The organism is Chitinophaga eiseniae (assembly GCF_012641265.1).
Taxonomy (GTDB): domain Bacteria; phylum Bacteroidota; class Bacteroidia; order Chitinophagales; family Chitinophagaceae; genus Chitinophaga; species Chitinophaga eiseniae_A.
Window position 1 is genome coordinate 1 of the sequence record NZ_JABAHZ010000014.1, and the last position, 17,570, is coordinate 17,570.

The window sequence follows — 17,570 nt, forward strand, 5'->3', positions numbered from 1 at the left end:
TGTGCCATATCTCCCAGTTACGGGCATCTACGGTAGCCTGGCTGTTCGGCTCGTCCAGCATGTCTACATAAGAATCACGCATTGCGAAGTCACTAAGAGCAGCCGTATCCAGCTGAATGCGGATAATTTTATCAGCCACTTTCTGTGCTACAGGATCGCTGTCATAAACCGTCAGATGATAATACAGCAGCTTACCGCCCGTGGCGGCTGTTACCGTTGGCTGCAATGCCTTAACATCATTTAACGTTGCTTCATTGCCCGGTATAGGCACCCAGCGGGCGGTAAAAGGAGCAGTACCGTTGGTAATGACCGGGATCAGGTGGGGGACCACACCATTACTGCTATAACCCGGTGCGCATATGGTATTGAACTCCACACCTTGTATAAACATCGTTTGGGTGGCTGGGTTGTTGCAAAGAGAGGAAAGGTTAGAACTTGCATAGTTTAGTGCAACCCCTGCTCTTAAACCGCCAGCGCCAAGTCTGCCGGTATATCGTAAATTCTCTGAATAATTCAATATTGCAGTATCAGCTGTACTTTTAATAACCCATTCTAACTGATATGGGCTAATGCAAGGGCTTAAACTATGCAATAATCCTGCCACCCCAGTCACTTGCGGAGCTGCGAAAGAAGTGCCAGTCCCGGCTAAGGGCAGGTAATGTCTTGAAGTATCTGCACTGTCTGCGGTAATAGCCCCCAAATCAAATGCAGGAGCGCATATATCTACACGGGTGTTATGCTGGTAGCAGTGATTAACCGAATCTCCTTGATAGCATTCGTGCGCTCCCTGTACATTATAATTTGTACTACCATTGCGGGCGTTTGCCCATCCTACATTGGTTACGGACATAACGTGATCCAGCGACGCAGGTGTAAAATATTGCCCTGCAAACCCCGGACTTCCTGTTTGCCCGTTGCCTGCTGCCGCTACTGTCAAAGTGCCATTCTCATAAGCATACTGGAGATTAGTTTGATCATAAACGGTAGTATTAAATATGTAGCCAAGATCAAAACCTGCGTTGGTGCCCCAGCTGGCATTAACAGCTGCACAGTTCCGATCAGACATGCTGGCCAGTACATCTGTACTTTTAATCCCTACAAGGTCGAGCCTGCAATTGAAGCCTACACCGGGATAAGCATAATGGTTGTCTGTCCCTCCGGATGCGATACCGGCCACCGTGGTACCGTGCCCAAAATCCCATGAATAATTAGGGGACACATTATACGTAAGCCTTTTTACTTTATAATGCTGTAAATCGGGATTGGCCATATCAAAATAGTTGTCTGATATACCGATCACTGTTCCTGTATCTCCTTTAGAGATATCCCATGCGTTCGGCATACCGATGTAGTTGAGATAGCCATAGTTGCCATACCCCCAATCATTCGGGTAATAAGCAAGGTTTTGCGGTATGATGGGCAGTTCATAATAGGGGAACGCAGCAGGCCAGTTGTTTTTAAGTGCCACAGCAAAAGCTGCGTCACTGCATTGCAGCGCGTACACATGTTGCATAAACTCAAAGCGGTGGCTGGGGTATAGCTGTGTAAAGCCTGTTACGTTGTACCGGCTCACCAGTACGTTAGCATCTGCAATCGAAAACGTAGGCACCCCGGCAGACACCCTTGTAATGGTTGCAGGATTGGGGATAGACAGGTAAACCGTTACCTGCGCATTGGATAATACAGGTACGTAACTTACCAGCAGCGCTATAAGCGCCACATAAAATTTAATCTTCATTGTTGTTTAGTTTTTAGTGATTAATAATAATCTTCCGTGTTATGGGTGAGAAAGAAGGGGTAAACTGCAAACGGAGCAGGTATTGGCCGTTTGGAAAGCCTGCTACATTCAGGGTGTTATTATTCACGGGGAGACGGGCAATACTCCTGCCGTCGATGCTATACAGAAGCGCATCTGCAATTGCAGCATTGGCAGGTGTATTGATGTGCAATAAGTCCGACACTGGTAATGGGTACAATGTAATATCCGGGTTAATTCCTATGTGTAGTCGAGGAACAATGAGGCGGCCGTCAGAATGATAACGAATTATTATAGCGTCAGTTTGTCCGTTTGCGACGCTGTAGTTCCCATAGTGGCCACAGGCAACAATTTTGCCATCTGTCTGCAATGTCAAATCATACATACGATTTCTATCAATGCCAATCGGCGTAAATATTTTGCCATACTGGCTGAAAGATGAATCTAAAGTGCCGTTGGGTTTAAACTGCATTACGACCCAGTTTTCACTATTGGCAGTAGTATAGCCGCCAACAACAATATTTCCATTAGCGCGCAATGCCATACAGGACGCAGTACAGGTATCAGCAGTAGCAATGCTATTGATGCCAAAGCTGTTGTCTGGTGTACCCCCACTATCGATCCGTTGCAGTACAAGGCTACCATCGATAGCCCCACCGAGGACTATTTTTCCGTCCGGCTGCAATGCCATTGTTTTGACATAGGTAAGAAACCCTGCCGCTCCCAAAAATGTGCCGGTATGATTAAATGTTGTATCCAGCGAACCGTCTGACAGGTAACGAAGGCAGGCAAAGACACTTGCCTGCGTAACCGGTTCATAAGATTGGGTGCCTACAAGTATTTTGCCATCCGGCTGCACCATTATCGCTCGGGGACTAAAACCATAACAACACGTTTCTGTATAAACCCGCCCATTGGCGCCAAAACTACTATCAACAAGGCCATTAGCGAGAAAACGATACATTACAATAGCGTTGCCACTTCCATTTGAAGCGCTAACAGTTCCCATTTCAACTATCTTTCCATCCGGCTGTATAGCGATGCCATAATAAAAATTACCGCCACCAGTAGGTGGCGCTACTGATCCGCCGGAGCCGAATGAGCTATCAGGTGTCCCATTAGTCTTTAAGCGGAATAAGGAAAAATTCGTCCCTGCAAGGCCTCCTAAAAGAATTTTTCCATCAGGTTGCAAAATGACATTATCAAAACCATAACCGGAGAAAGGTGGAGTTGAGTATTTTCCGTTTATACCAAAACTACTGTCCAGTACTCCATTATTCTTATACCGTGCGACAAACGTGGTACCCATTGCTCCACCACACACAATAATTTTATTGTCGGGTTGCATTACTATTCCTCCAAAACCGCTGCCCCACGTGGCGGGTGTAGAGTAAATAACCTTTCCATTCACCCCAAAGCTGCTGTCAAGGCCGGAGGGCTGGGCGATCCCGTTTTTAATGCAGGAAATAACAAACAATAGAACAAAACAAAAATTTCTCATAAGCAGGGATTGAATTAAAGTTAAATCAATTTAACATCGTAAGGATCACGGTAATGTCCAAGATTATCCCACATCAACAAAAAATGACAATAACCACCTGTTTAAATCCACAATAGTTAGGGGTTCTTGTTTGATCAAAGTAACTAATGGTACTTGCAACCTATTTGCAAGCATTGGCTTACGCTTTATATTCCCGGATATAATGAACGTTCAGCCAATCTATGAAAGACTGTATATCATCCGGCTCAAAGCGTATGATTCTTTCCTTGTCTTTTAGGGAAAGGATAAAGGTTTGAAGGGGCTGCACGTACCTGAAAGCAGAAATTTCATCCGCCTTTACAGGTAACTCGGGATAGGTGTTTTCAATAGCTGTTACAGTTGGGTTCATAACAATGGTTTTACACTGCATAAAAATGCCGTAGGTTTCACATTTCCGCTTCTGAGGCCGTCGAAAGCCCTACTCGCAAGAAATGCTAACGCCTACGGCATTGCCATAGACGTTTAGCATTAAACTTGGCCGCGAGTATAGAAATTTCGACGTTTCAGAGGCAGCTTTGTTTTGCTAAACGCAAATATGTTTATTCAATATTATCGTTACCGATTATGCCTTTTTTATTTTCAGACGGCAATGTTACGTAATACATTTGAAAAATTATACCGTCAAAAAACGAAACTGATTTTTTTAACTCTTTTTAAATCCGTTTAAATATTTTTAAATGGTAGTCAAATAGGATTCAAATAGGATTCAAATAGGATTCAAATGGAGATCAAATGGTTTTTAAATAGTTTTTAAATACGCTTGTGTCGTCCTGAATATGGTTTACACCTGATTTCGGTACAGCTAAAAAGCCCCAGCAGGAGAGCTTGCCGGGGATACTTATGGAAGCGGATATCTAACCCTGATTATTCAGACCTTGCGGCGGCCTTCTTTTTACTTTCCGATCATTCCAGTCTGATAATTCCTGAATTTCCAGATCAAACAAAGAATTGATCTTTTCCCTTTCTGCATTGCTTAACGCTGGTACCTTTATGTTCCCCAAATGATCTACGACATCTTTTATCCGCATTTTTCGATAAAATGTTGGGGTACTCCACTTGCATTCTTCGCACACACGTTTACGGAAGTTCACCACTGACCGGGCAAGTTCGGTGTGCATGGCCAGCAGGATATTAGTTTTAGGTGGCTTCATGGGTTTGCTTTTTAAGTATTTTGATTGATTGTTTTTTTATGTTTTTGACCAACTTGGTTTAATCCCTCGTAAAATGACTGCTCCACAGTAACCAGAAATGCCGTTACCCGTTTTTCCAGTTGGTACAGTTGCAGGTCAGTAATGATGTAATCATAATACCGGGTGGAGGTATAGGCTTTTACAAGCAGGTCGAATAGCTCCTTTTCTTCTGGTATGTCCAACTGGAATATATTCTCAAGCTGATGGGTACATCGCCCGCTGAATTGGAGTAATCGTTTAAGGTTATGAGAAACAAGATTAGTTCCTGTCAGCGAATAGACCAGCGCCATGATAGCTTGTTCTACCGCTTGGTGCATCATAAATGCCGCCAGCTCCTTTTGGTTGGTATGGCAGAAAAGCCGCGCCCCCTCTAAAAAGCCGTTTGCTTTACTAAATCGTTTGATAAAAACGCCACGTGCTTTATGTTTAATCTTCTTTAGCTCATAATTCCCATTTACAGGTAACGCTGTCTGGTTGCGGTCATAGATCAGGTACTCAGGTCGGCAAACCGCTGAAAAGAAGATATGCCCCTCCCTAATCATGCTATAGACAATACTCGTCCTATGAACAGAAATGATTACAGGGCATATGCTTTTACAGGCAGCATCAATCAGGTTTGCATAGTCTTGCAGCGACCGGGTTGCCGCTGGCGGCAATAAGACGAAAAGATCAAACACACCGCTACCTTGGCTATTTAAGTTATCGGCCTCTATTAAAAAGACCTTTTCAGGTTCGGCTATGGTACAGATAATATCCAATACCAATTTCAGCTTAGGTGTTTTTGCGACTTCGGCTGACAGGTTAGCACCGATACCTGCAGGATCATCTGCCACTACGGTTGTGGATTTGTTGACCGGCGAGCCTGCGGCCACATAGGCTGCTGCCAGCATGTAGCCGAATTGCTCCGTGAAAGCACCCAATACACCGTTATTGTTATCCTCTGTTTGGTCTGCTACTACTTTCTGTAGCAATTTCCATAGGATACTGCGTGTTTCCAGTAAGGTGTAACGATTGAAAAAACTGCGGATAATCAGTTTGGGCTTTTGTTGTGGCCCCATATGGGGCGGGGGAAAGAACAGATCATAAAGAGCTGGGGCATCCATCATACTTGTTTTCATTTTAGGTTTTATAGTTGGGTGACGGCATAAACAGGTTATTTATGGAGTGGGAGGGGACAATGGGATGTTCACAGTAAAGGTGGTACCCATATTGGCGCGGGTACTGGCTTGTATGGTGCCACCCAACAGTTCAGCATAGAGCTTACAGATATAAAGTCCCAGTCCTGCTCCCCCCTTGCCTTTATCAGTCAGTTTATATGGTTGAAATAGTAAGGGAGCCAATGCAACAGGAACGCCGCTACCTTCATCCTTTACCAGTATTATCAACTGTTCGGCAGACTGGCTGACAGTTAATAATATTTTGCTACCGGACGGTGCGTAATGAAAGGCATTGGTCAGCAGGTTACAGAGTATCTGTTCTATCTTCTCTTTATCTGTACAAATGGCGGCTTCCTTATTCCAGTAATTAATTTTGTACTCAAAGGTTATATTCTGGACACCTGCGACCAACTCGAAAGGTTTTACCCATTCCGGCAACCATCTGTCCACCCAAAAACTGCTTTTGTTGATAAGGGGAACTGCGATGCCTTTGCGGTAAACAACGGTATCTATCATGTTGGACAAGACCTTTCGGACGTGATGACAGGTAGCGCGGATAACAGACAGGTAATATTCCAGTTTATCGGTGTCCATTGTGCCAAACATGCTTTCACAGGCGATGTTAATAGCGGTTAGCTGGCTGCGCATTTCATGGGCAAAAAGGGCTAAAAAATCCTCCGCGTCTCTTAAACCTTCCGGTTGCTGCGCTATATACCCTAATTCTTCGCTACTGCCATGTAACGTATGGGCAGCTTCTATAAACTTTTCAAGATGCCGGTAGGTCATCATCAAAAAATCCCGCTGCTGTGGATTTTCCTGATATTTGCTTTGGGGATTGCTGATAGCCGCCACGGTGGCGTCCCATATGGTAGCTGTAGCTTCTTTGGGATCGAAGTCTATAAAAAAAGACCGGACGGCATCTTCTGCCAAGAGTATCCGTTTATAACCGGATACGGGCATAGTTCGCCCTGCGGGGCGTAGGTTTGCCTGCATAGTGAAAAGGATTTTGGTTTAAGGTATAGGCGGTGTAGTAACTGCCCGTTCATTTTGATACGCAAAGGAACGGGAAGGAAGCGGTGTAATTCACATTTTTTCTTTGTATCTTACAGGTAATCAAATGTTTTTTACTATATTCATTTTCATATATTTGCAACAATTATGACGACTATAGCGATGCCTAACAAAATACACCAGGGAAGAAACGTAAAGCGTATCCGCGAAATTCTGGACATCAAGCAGGATGCCCTGGCTTCTTTATTGGGGGATGACTGGAACCAGCAGAAAGTTTCCTTATTGGAGCAAAAAGAAATTATTGATGCCCCATTATTGGAACAAGTGGCAAAAGCACTGAATGTTCCGGCGGATGCAATTAAAAATTTAAACGAGGACGCTGCTAATAATTATTTCAATACGTTTAATGATAGCAGTGTCAATAATGGCACCGTTGGTTGTACCAACTATCATTGTACTTTTAACGCGATTGATAAATTAGTGGAAGTATTTGAAGAAAATAAAAAGCTGTACGAACGATTGCTGCAAACCGAAAAAGAGAAAAACGAGTTACTGGAGAAGCGATTGGCGGGGAGAGGCAAGAAATAGTAATTGCGAGAAACAATATATTATGTGTAAAAGCGGCTACATTTCTGTGGTGGCTTTTTTCATTTCTACCAATAGCAATTATTAATTCGACTGTATGGCATTGACGTTATAGACCCTCATGTGTAAAATCCCCTTATAACTAGGACGCCGCTTGTTTTCTACAAAGACAAGGAAAATAAACTACACGCAGAAGTTAAAGTCAGGTTGCCGGATGAAAGTATCCTATTACCATTTGTGTTGCATTCCTGAATGCCAGCATTACCGTTCCCCTGGGCGAACACACCAAATGCCGACAGTAGCGCAATGCCTGTCAGCAATACTTTTTTCTTTTTTTTCATAATTTGAATGAATTATTTTGTTTCTACTTTCCACTTTCTGCGGGCTTTCGGGCCAAAAGTGTCAGGGAAAAAGAAGTGCTATAACGATGTGTCTTTCAGTGGAATTACTTGGCAGTGAGTGGTTGGAATAAAAGAAATTTGTATATTAGACAGTTTATCGAGTAGGATGATATATGGGTGTAGTAATTATTTACCATCAGAACAAAACGAAAAGAGAGTAATTATTAGAATCCCAACTAAAAAGTGATTGATAATTAGAGATATTCAAAACTGTTGAAATTTGATATTAGATGAAATTTATTGACTTATTTGCGGGGATTGGCGGTTTTCATAAAGCATTACACGAACTTGGACATGAGTGTGTATTTGCCAGCGAACTTAACCCTATACTAAGAGAGACATACAAACTAAATTGGGGCAAGGATATAAATATCCACGGAGATATTAGGAAGATAGTTAAAGATAACATTGAGCTTATTCCTGACCATGATATTCTGTGTGCAGGCTTCCCGTGTCAACCATTTTCAAAAGCAGGAAAGCAACTTGGACGAGATGATGAACGAGGAACTTTATTTGACGAAATAGTAAAAATTCTCGAAGCACGAACACCCAAATTCTTTATTTTAGAAAACGTTCGTTTTATTGCCAAACATAACAATGAGGAAACTTGGAAAGCAATGAAAACTGACTTTGAAAGGTTGGGTTATGATGTTGACCATAGAGATTATTCGCCTCACGACTTCGGCATCCCGCAACACCGGCAAAGAATTTTTATCGTTGGAGCTTTTGGGAAAAATGCACTTGAACATTTCAGTTTTGATAATGTTGATAAACACAAAAAAAGTGTTGTTGAATTAGAAAATTTTATCGAACTCAGCCCTGCAAATGCAAAGAAACTTCCAAAAGCAAATCAGGACTGTATTAAACTTTGGCAAGAGCTAATAGATGCTTTACCTAAGGAGGTAAAAATACCTGGCTTCCCAATTTGGGGGATGGAGTTTGGTGCAGATTATCCTTACGAGGAAACGTACCCACATTTACTTTCAGCAAAAGAATTGGCTGAATACAAAGGTAATTTTGGTATTTCTCTCAATGGTAAGACCAAAGAAGAACAACTGGCAAATTTGCCAAGTTATGCAAGAGTTGAAGACGAATTCCCCGATTGGAAACAACGTTATATAAAATATAATAGGCAGTTCTATAAAGACAATAAAAAGGATATTAAAGAAATTGTAAATAGAATTGCGGGATTGCCTTCACAAAGTTGGCAAAAATTAGAATGGAATGTTGGCGACAGTAAACGAAAAATAAATAAATACCTTTTACAATTTAGAGCATCGGGTATTAGGATAAAAAAGCCAGACTTCTTTCCTTCCCTTGTTTGTACTAATACACAAATTCCCATCATTGGTTGGGAAAATAGATATATAACAAGGAAAGAAGGGTTGAAGTTACAATCTTTACAAGGACTAAAACTTCCTGAAAATGATAACGCCGCATTCAAAGCATTAGGAAATGCTGTAAATGCTAAAATTGTAAAACTCATAGCAACACAACTTTTAGAAAAAGAGAAAAAAGTTAATGGTGTTGCGAAGCAACGCCATTCGCCTAACTCCTTATCCAAATCTTATGAGTCAGCAAGATAAAGTAAGTATTCGTCCACAAGTCACTATGCTCTCTGTGTTGAAACACATAGAGTATCAGACTTGGTTTGCGTTGGCTGAATTTATAGACAATGCAATTGACAGCTATTTGAAAAATGAAAATAGAATCAAGGAAATTGAAGGCAAAAATTTTCAACTTGAAGTAAAAATAGAAATCAACGAATCAGAAAACAGAATTACTATTCGTGACAATGCGGGCGGAATTAGCAAAACTGATTATGCACGAGCATTTAGAGCGGCAGAAGTACCACCCGATAATTCAGGACTATCAGAATTTGGGATGGGAATGAAATCTGCCGCTTGTTGGTTTGCTGATAATTGGTGTGTAACCACGACCGCTTTAGGAGAAGACAATGTGAAAAAAGTTGTCTTTGATATGAAGAAAATTTTTGAAGATAAATTGGAGGAATTGGAAGTTGAAATCAAGACTTGTGATACAAATCATCATTATACAACTGTAGAGTTGTATAATGTAAACAGAATGCCAAGACGCAAAGGTGTTGCAAAAGTAAAAGACCATTTACGAGGCATTTACCGTGAATTTATTCGCAAGGGGATATTGAAACTAACCTTGAATGGCGAAGAACTAACCTTTAATGACCCCAACGTTTTATATGTTCCAAAACAGGATGAGCCAAGCGGAGAACCTATTCTTTGGCGTAAAGAAATTGATTTCGATATTGAAGAAGGATTAAGTGTTCATGGATTTGTCGCCATTCGTGAAAAAGCTTCGACAGCAGAAGCGGGATTTGCTTTATTTCGAAGAGGGCGCGTAATTGAAGGAAGTTTTGACGAAGGGTTTAGACCTGATTTTATTTTTGGAGCACCAAATAGTTACCGCTATCAAAGGGTTTTTGGAGAGTTGCACTTGGACGGTTTTAGTGTAAACTTCACCAAAAAGGGTATTCAATGGGATGAAAATCTTGATATTTTTCTGCGTCTTTTGAAAGACGACATTAGCACAAAAGAATTTCCGCTTTTGCAGCAAGCGGAGCAATATAGAGTAAGGGCTACCGAAAAAGAATATAAGGCAGCTGTTAAAGCTCTTGATGAAACGGTTAATGATTTTGAAAAGAAAGCCCCCAAAGCGGTTGCAGAAGTCGTAAACAATGTTGCAACAGTTGAAACATCCGAAAAAGAGGTTTTAACGACAACTGAACAAACTCTGCATCGTGAATTTGATTTGCGATTTAATAAAACAGATTGGAAAGTTTCAATAGAATTGTCTTATGACCCATCATTAACGGAGCTAATTGAGGTTGGCGACAGTTTTATAAAAGAAAGAGTTAACAATTCATTAGTAAGACAAATCGGAATAAGACTATCCCTTACTCACCCTTTTATGGTTGATTTTGCGGGCGCAGATACAAATAAAATTGAACCTATACTTCGTATTGCTGCAGCTTTTGGACTTTCTGAAATTATTGCAAAAGATAGCTATAAGAATCAAGGTGAAGTGCGTAGAAACTTCAATGAACTAATTGCCAATTTATCAAAATAAGTTACTATGACAGAGATAATTGAAATACAAGATAGCAATGGAAGCGGTGAATGGCAACCATTCGTTGGTGATGAAACAATTGAATTGCTACGGAGTAAAGGGTTTACTAATGCAGACAGGACGCCAAACGAAAGCGGTGAACGTGTTTTGAATGAAACGTACCGCATTATGCAGGTTTGCGGAAATCCTAATAATCCAACTAATAACGAAACGGGAATTGTAATCGGATATGTGCAAAGTGGTAAAACACTTTCATTTACTACACTCACAGCTTTGGCAAGAGATAATAATTACCAAATCGTTATTGTAATTGCAGGAGTTTCTACGAATTTGGTTAATCAGTCAACGAATCGTTTATCCAACGATTTGAGATTAAGTACACGTTTTGATAGACAATGGACATTACTGCAAAATCCAAGTAGTCGCCAAGACTTGGAAACAATTGAAACAACATTAGCTCAATGGTCTGACCCGACTTTCCCAAATGATAAATGTAGAACATTGCTAATTACAGTAATGAAAAACACTTCTCATTTAAATAATTTAGTAAACCTTTTACAAGGTAAAAATCTGCAAGGTGTACCAACTTTGATAATTGATGATGAGGGTGACCAAGCAAGTTTGAACACAAGGGCAAGGTGGGCAGCAAGACAAGGAATTGACGTTGAAAATTTAACCGAAAATCAAGTTTCAACAATCTATAGAAGAATAACTGCTTTGCGGTCTGTCTTCCCACACCATACATTTCTACAATATACTGCGACACCGCAGGCAAATCTATTTATTAATATAATGGATAGGCTTTCACCTAATTTTATTCGGTTATTAACGCCTGGACAAGAATACACAGGTGGAATTGAATTTTTTAGAAATAATCCGAATTTAATTGTAGAAATTCCAGCAAACGAAATTTCTACAAACAATAATCAGTTGTTTGAAATTCCCGAAAGTCTAAAAAGTGCTTTGCGGATTTATTTTTTAGGTGTTGTTGCAGGCGAAATAAACAAAGACCAACGGAATAGGACAATGCTTGTTCATCCATCAAGATTGCAGGGTGATCACAGTGATTTCACAAATTGGATTCGTAACACTTGTAACAGTTGGCAAAGATTATTGTCAGGTAATGATAATGAAGATAGAAGGGAATTAATAAACGAGTTTCAAGTTTCATATAACCACTTGCAACAAACCGTTCCAAACTTACAACCTTTTAAAGAACTGGCAGGTGTAAACCTAATTCACGCAATACGATACACGCAAATTGTAGAGGTAAACTCGCGAAACGGTGAGACACCTCAAATTCCTTGGAACGATTCTTATTCTTGGATTTTGGTTGGGGGGCAATCAATGGATAGAGGCTTTACAGTTGAGGGATTAACTGTTACCTATATGCCAAGAAATATTGGAACAGGAAACGTTGATACTATTCAACAGAGAGCGAGATTTTTTGGCTATAAGAGAAATTATTTAGGTTTTTGCCGTGTGTTTCTTGATCAAGTAACGATTGATTCTTACAATTTCATTATAGCACACGAAGAAGATGTAAGAAACAGGCTTTTAGAATTTGACTTTAACAATAAACACTTAAACGATTGGGACAGAGAAGTGGTTTTAGACCAAATGCTTAATCTGACAAGGCGTAATGTAATTTATGATGATTTAGACAGGGATACGTTCGGTAATGATTGGTTCAGGATAAATGCACCACACGACACCGAAGAACTTATTGAAACAAATAGAGAATCTTTATTTACGTTCTTACAAGCAAATTCTGCAAACTTTCTACAAGACACAGGACACGTAAACCGAACAGAAGAACAAAAACATTTGGTCGCAAGAATTAAAATCAAAGATTGTCTGGAGCATCTGCTAAATAAACTCCGTTACACAAGAGAAAGTGATTCTGCAACTTATTCAAGTTTACGCGGAATTTTGAAGGGCTATATTGCAGAACGTCCCGATGATGAATGTTTGGTTTATTTAATGAGTACCAATTCTATTGATAATTGGGAAGGTAGAACTCGTAGGCTTAATCGAAACGATGAGATTCAACAATTATTTCAAGGACGAAATCCAAGAACAGGCGAGGTGATTTATCCAGGTGATTCAGAAATTAAAGATGACTATTTACTAACTATTCAAGTTCACTTGCTGAATATTAGAGATACTGATTTCACAAAAGTACCAACACTTGCAATTTGGGTTCCCGAACACATCGGCACAGATATAATCAGGCAAGCATGAATTTAATTGAGTTATACGATACACTTTCAATTCCTGAAAGCAATAAAGTTTTCAATGCTATTACTATCCCGAATTATCCCCAATTTAGACTTGCCGTGGATATTGAGGGCAATGCAGTTTTATTATTATCCGTTACGAAACGCACAAAGGATATTAGCTTAAAAAATTTCCGCTTTAAACATTTACAACTTGAACAAAATATTGAATGTAAAATTTCGGAAAATAAAATAAGCAGATTGGAAACGTTTACTGTAATTACTTTTAAAAGTGCTGACAGAAATTTGCAAGAATATTTTTTAAGAATAGCAGAAACACTTGTGAAGACTATAGGTGCAAATCCAACACAGCAACAAGTTGTGGATTCTTTGAAAAAATTTGTGGAGGTATTTAAAGCCTTAACGGACATACCTACCAACACGGTGTACGGACTTTGGGCAGAGTTATTTTTAATTGATAATGCAAAAAATCCGCATGCCCTTTTGAATTTTTGGCATAACACACCTGAAGAAAAATTTGATTTCAATGCGGGAATAGAAAGAATAGAAGTCAAAAGCAGTTCCACTTTTGAACGTAAGCATACATTCTCGTCGGAACAGCTAAATCCGCCATCTGATACTCAAGTTTTGATTGCTTCTATATTTGTAAAACAACATAATTCGGGTATAAATATTCAACAATTAATAGATAGTATTTCAGAGAAAGTTGGCAATGACCATAATCAAATAGACAAGTTGCACGGTTTGGTATGTAAAACCCTTGCAAATACGTTAGAACACTCTATTGGAATAAAGTTTGATTATGAAATTGCCAAACAATCATTACGATTTTACAAGCATCAGGATATTGAAAAAATTGAACAAATTCATATTCCTGATAATGTCTTTGACGTCCACTATAAATCAGATTTGTCTCAAATTGTTCCTGTTGATACACTGGGTTTCCAAGATTCGATATTATTTCGCAACAGTTAATAATGGGAGTTTGCTTACAGAAACTCCCGGATGTCGAAACCGTCTAAATCCTTATTTCGCAAATTGAAAGAACTGAAATCCGTTCCGATGGGGAGGTTCTTATCCAACAGTTCTGCAATCTTCCGTGAAGCCCCTCCATTGAATGATAGAATAGTAGGAAAATATACTTTCCTGACGGGTGGGAAGCCGGCCGCTTCATTTTTGCTTAAATTGATCTCAGAATTACAGTTTAACGGAACCGTTCCAATGATAGATGTATTGACCTATTCTCAATGGCTGGCAAAGCCAATAACAGTGTATAACCATACTAAAAAGCAAAATAGGCTACTGGAGGGTTGATTATTACTGTATTGAAGGTATCTTGGGTTCATTTTATTGAGTTGTTAATCAGTAATTTAAGGTCATAAAGAGCTATTAAATGTTCATAAAATGAGTTCGAGAATTGTCCTGCCGGGATCACGAAAGAGCGTAAAAATAGGTACGCTAACGTAATTAAAACCTTGTAGAAGCTGATTCTACAAGGTTTTTTTGTTTTTGGTGGTAAATGTGTGAAAAGATAAGTAACGATAGAAAAGTGAGCGTTGAGGTTAGCAACAGAATGATTATTTTTGCTAACCGTCACTGGCCTTAAATGCTATACTGTATTGCATGACTGATTTCAAAAAGCATTCAATATTGCTCGATACCATTTTAAATTTAGTAAACTCATTTTCCAACAAGCTAATTTTTGATGCTGATTAAATGTACCTACGAAGATCTCTAGTGGGAGCGGCTTACCAGGGATGAAATTATGGTCTTGTATAAACAAGGGGCTGGTTCCGTGGTTGATCGAGAATTCGCTTACTTTTTCGAAGCCCCGGTGGAACAATATTTTTAAACGTTTGAGGAATTTGAAATTTACAAAATGAAAGCGGCTACCCTGGACATGATTGAGGCGCTAAATTTTCTAGTCAATAAAAAAAATTTGCGAATTCATTAGTTTGTAGATATATTTATGCATATCGACATGTATAGACATTTACATATGTCGATGCTGTTACTCTGTACTCAGTACCTTTACTATGAAAAAATACATGTATCCCCATGCAATATTATTATTCACCTTTATTCTGCTATTTAGCTTGAGAGGCTATTCATAGAACAATATGTTGGTCGTTTCTAAATGAGTATTCAGACTGAATTATTTTACTACTTAATTTTTATATGAAAGCATTACAAATCTTGAAAAAAGTTAGCCTATGTGGCGTAATAATGGCCTCATTATTCTCTTGTTCAAAAACTATTATCAATGAATCAAGTCCACTTCCGAAGGGCAATACGAGCGCTGATAGCGGCTTGATTGCTCATTGGCCATTGGACAGCGTTACATTGGCTAACGACGTATCCGGCCGTCACCACAATGGTATTTCCTATAATACCACGTTCACTATGGACAGGTTCGGCAAAAAGAATGGTGCTTTTTATTTCAATGGCATCAACAGCTTCATTGCTGTAAATGATTCTGCCGACCTCCGGCTGACCAATACCGACTTTACACTGAACACCTGGGTGAAGCTGGATGCTTATAATGCATCCTATAGCTCGGCTATGATTACTAAACGCGACAACGGTCCTGGTGGTTACGTTTCTGGAATCTGCGGATATGCTTCTACCGGCGGTGCAGGCTACTATGGTTATATGAGCGCCTTTAGCACTCAGGTAATCAACACCGGGGCCTGGCACATGTTGTCGAGCGTGTATACTGTAGCTGACCAGAAAATGAGTTTCTATATAGATGGCGTACTGAATAAAGTTGTCACTGGTATAATACCACCTAATGCTCCTGCAACGGTGAAACTGTATATCGGCCGTGATGACATTAACTCGCCTACCAACGGTTACTTTGTTCAGGGCGCTTTGGACGATATTCGCATCTATGGCAGAGCGTTGAGCGCTACAGAGATCCAGCAACTTTACACCCCGGCCGATCTTAACGCCGGCCTGATTGCTTACTGGCCACTAGATACCACTAACGGCGCGCGTGACCTGTCCGGCAACCATCACAATGGTATCAGCAGCAACACCACGCTTACAACAAACAGGTTAGGTGTAGCAAAAAGCGCATTCTACTTCAATGGCATCAATAGCTTCATTGCTGTAAATGATTCTGCTGACCTCCGGTTGACCAATACCGACTTCACACTGAATACCTGGGTGAAGCTGGATGCTTATAATGCTTCCTATAGCTCAGCTATGATTACTAAACGCGACAACGGTCCCGGTGGTTACGTTTCTGGAATCAGTGGATATGCTTCTACCGGCGGCGCAGGCTACTATGGTTACATGAGCGCCTTTAGCACTCAGGTAATCAACACCGGGGCCTGGCATATGTTGTCCAGCGTGTATACCGTGGCTGACCAGAAAATGAGTTTCTATATAGATGGTGTACTGAATAAAGTTGCCACTGGCATAACGCCACCTAATGCTCCTGCAACAGTAAAACTGTACATTGGTCGCGATGACATTAACTCGCCTACCAACGGCTACTTTGTTCAGGGCGCCTTGGATGATATCCGCATCTATGGCAGATCACTTACGGCAGCTGAAGTACAGCAGTTGTTTAACCTCAACAACTGACCTTAACGATTCGTGAAGACCAGGCTTGAAGGTGTATAATATGCCACCACGCTTTCCGACATTAGTGCCATAGGGATCACGAAAGAGTAAAACTAAATACTCTTACGTAATTAAAACCTTGTAGAAGCTGATTCTGCAAGGTTTTTTTGCTTTGGGTAGTAAAGCTGTGGAATGATATGTAAGGATAGAAAGTGAGCGTTGAGTAGCAAAAGAGTAGATTGATTAACTATACTAACCGTCACTGGCTTTAAATGCTATAATGTATTGCATTTGAGCAAACGCCACTTTAACAGCAGCAGTAACGAGTTTTATTATCGTGACCCGATATAAAACGAAAATCCATGTTGGTTGCCCGGATTGTTTAGACGAATTGAATAATTCAGCTTTGAGTAAAACCATTGCATTAGCTTGGTGGGGTTTGCCATGGGGAGTAATACGATCGATACAAGCAATAACTGTGAACATAAAAAGTAAGCGTAGTAATCACATGGATTCTCCAAACCAATTTTTAATATGCTTATTTCATTTGCCAGTTCTTCATTTTAATTTACTTATATTTGCGTATCATTGCTCCTGACTATAACGGTTACACGTAATCAGGTCAGCATAACGGTCAGCAATAAACGCTCACCACTATCAAATACAGGCTCTACAAGACATTACGAAGATACGTGCTACTCCCAAGGGGATCACTGGAGAAACTTGAAACCTGCGCACTGCGCGGGTTTTTTGTTTTTGGTCTATTTGTTAGTCTATCAAAGTGCGGATTCGCTGTTCTTACGTACTTAGTTTTATTTGGGTTGACTTGTCTATACTAATTTACAAAATATTTGATTACATAATTTTGAATTCTTTGGGAGGCCTAAGTACAAATTATTTAGCTAATGCTTCAAATTCAGAACCTCTTTTAGATTATAAAATTCCGGATTCCCTTCATTCCAGTCATAGTATAAAAAATCATTCCCAGGTGTCTTAGCTTCACATCTTATTGATC

At 40.1% G+C, this 17,570-nt stretch carries 14 protein-coding genes; 6 read left to right on the top strand and 8 right to left on the bottom strand.

Annotated features, from left to right (window positions below):
* From HGH91_RS30055 to HGH91_RS30080, 6 genes are all read right to left on the bottom strand, one after another.
* The coding region (locus tag HGH91_RS30055; RefSeq protein WP_168742941.1) for a S8 family peptidase at positions 1-1,738 on the bottom strand (1,738 nt) is incomplete at its 3' end.
* Positions 1,739-1,751: 13 nt separating this feature from the next.
* On the bottom strand, positions 1,752-3,257 hold the full coding sequence (locus tag HGH91_RS30060; RefSeq protein WP_168742942.1) for a hypothetical protein: 1,506 nt from the start codon (positions 3,255-3,257) through the stop codon (positions 1,752-1,754).
* Positions 3,258-3,435: 178 nt separating this feature from the next.
* Entirely contained in the window at positions 3,436-3,645 is a 210-nt protein-coding gene (locus tag HGH91_RS30065) for a hypothetical protein (RefSeq protein WP_168742943.1), read from the bottom strand.
* 505 nt (positions 3,646-4,150) lie between these two features.
* A complete protein-coding gene (locus HGH91_RS30070) occupies positions 4,151-4,447 on the bottom strand; it encodes a hypothetical protein (RefSeq protein WP_168742944.1) in 297 nt (98 codons plus the stop codon).
* 11 nt (positions 4,448-4,458) lie between these two features.
* On the bottom strand, positions 4,459-5,604 hold the full coding sequence (locus HGH91_RS30075; RefSeq protein ID WP_168742945.1) for a HEPN domain-containing protein: 1,146 nt from the start codon (positions 5,602-5,604) through the stop codon (positions 4,459-4,461).
* A gap of 39 nt (positions 5,605-5,643) precedes the next feature.
* Positions 5,644-6,636 (bottom strand): sensor histidine kinase, encoded by a 993-nt coding sequence (locus HGH91_RS30080; RefSeq protein ID WP_168742946.1) that lies wholly within the window; start codon positions 6,634-6,636, stop codon positions 5,644-5,646.
* Between the two features lie 165 nt (positions 6,637-6,801).
* Here HGH91_RS30080 and HGH91_RS30085 point away from each other — a divergent pair, with 165 nt between their 5' ends.
* Positions 6,802-7,242 carry a helix-turn-helix domain-containing protein gene (locus HGH91_RS30085; RefSeq protein WP_168742947.1) on the top strand — a complete coding sequence of 147 codons (441 nt, stop codon included), beginning with the start codon at positions 6,802-6,804 and terminating at the stop codon, positions 7,240-7,242.
* Positions 7,243-7,400: 158 nt separating this feature from the next.
* On the opposite strand, the gene HGH91_RS30090 is transcribed toward HGH91_RS30085, so the two are convergent.
* Complete coding sequence (locus HGH91_RS30090; RefSeq protein ID WP_211092480.1) at positions 7,401-7,580, bottom strand: hypothetical protein; 180 nt, start codon at positions 7,578-7,580, stop codon at positions 7,401-7,403.
* A gap of 290 nt (positions 7,581-7,870) precedes the next feature.
* Here HGH91_RS30090 and HGH91_RS30095 point away from each other — a divergent pair, with 290 nt between their 5' ends.
* From HGH91_RS30095 to HGH91_RS30115, 5 genes are all read left to right on the top strand, one after another.
* A complete protein-coding gene (locus tag HGH91_RS30095; RefSeq protein ID WP_168742948.1) occupies positions 7,871-9,226 on the top strand; it encodes a DNA cytosine methyltransferase in 1,356 nt (451 codons plus the stop codon).
* A complete protein-coding gene (locus HGH91_RS30100) occupies positions 9,210-10,745 on the top strand; it encodes an ATP-binding protein (protein ID WP_168742949.1) in 1,536 nt (511 codons plus the stop codon). Before HGH91_RS30095 ends, HGH91_RS30100 begins: the two co-directional genes overlap by 17 nt.
* Before the next feature lie 6 nt (positions 10,746-10,751).
* Complete coding sequence (locus tag HGH91_RS30105) at positions 10,752-12,989, top strand: Z1 domain-containing protein (protein ID WP_168742950.1); 2,238 nt, start codon at positions 10,752-10,754, stop codon at positions 12,987-12,989.
* On the top strand, positions 12,986-13,960 hold the full coding sequence (locus HGH91_RS30110; protein ID WP_168742951.1) for a PD-(D/E)XK motif protein: 975 nt from the start codon (positions 12,986-12,988) through the stop codon (positions 13,958-13,960). The genes HGH91_RS30105 and HGH91_RS30110 overlap by 4 nt, the downstream gene beginning before the upstream one ends.
* A 1,203-nt stretch (positions 13,961-15,163) precedes the next feature.
* Entirely contained in the window at positions 15,164-16,576 is a 1,413-nt protein-coding gene (locus HGH91_RS30115) for a LamG domain-containing protein (RefSeq protein ID WP_168742952.1), read from the top strand.
* A 231-nt stretch (positions 16,577-16,807) separates the two neighbouring features.
* Here the strand turns inward: HGH91_RS30115 and HGH91_RS30120 are convergent, their stop codons facing one another.
* Positions 16,808-17,041, bottom strand: a complete 234-nt coding sequence (locus HGH91_RS30120; protein ID WP_168742953.1) for a hypothetical protein — start codon at positions 17,039-17,041, stop codon at positions 16,808-16,810.
* Positions 17,042-17,570 lie beyond the last annotated feature (529 nt).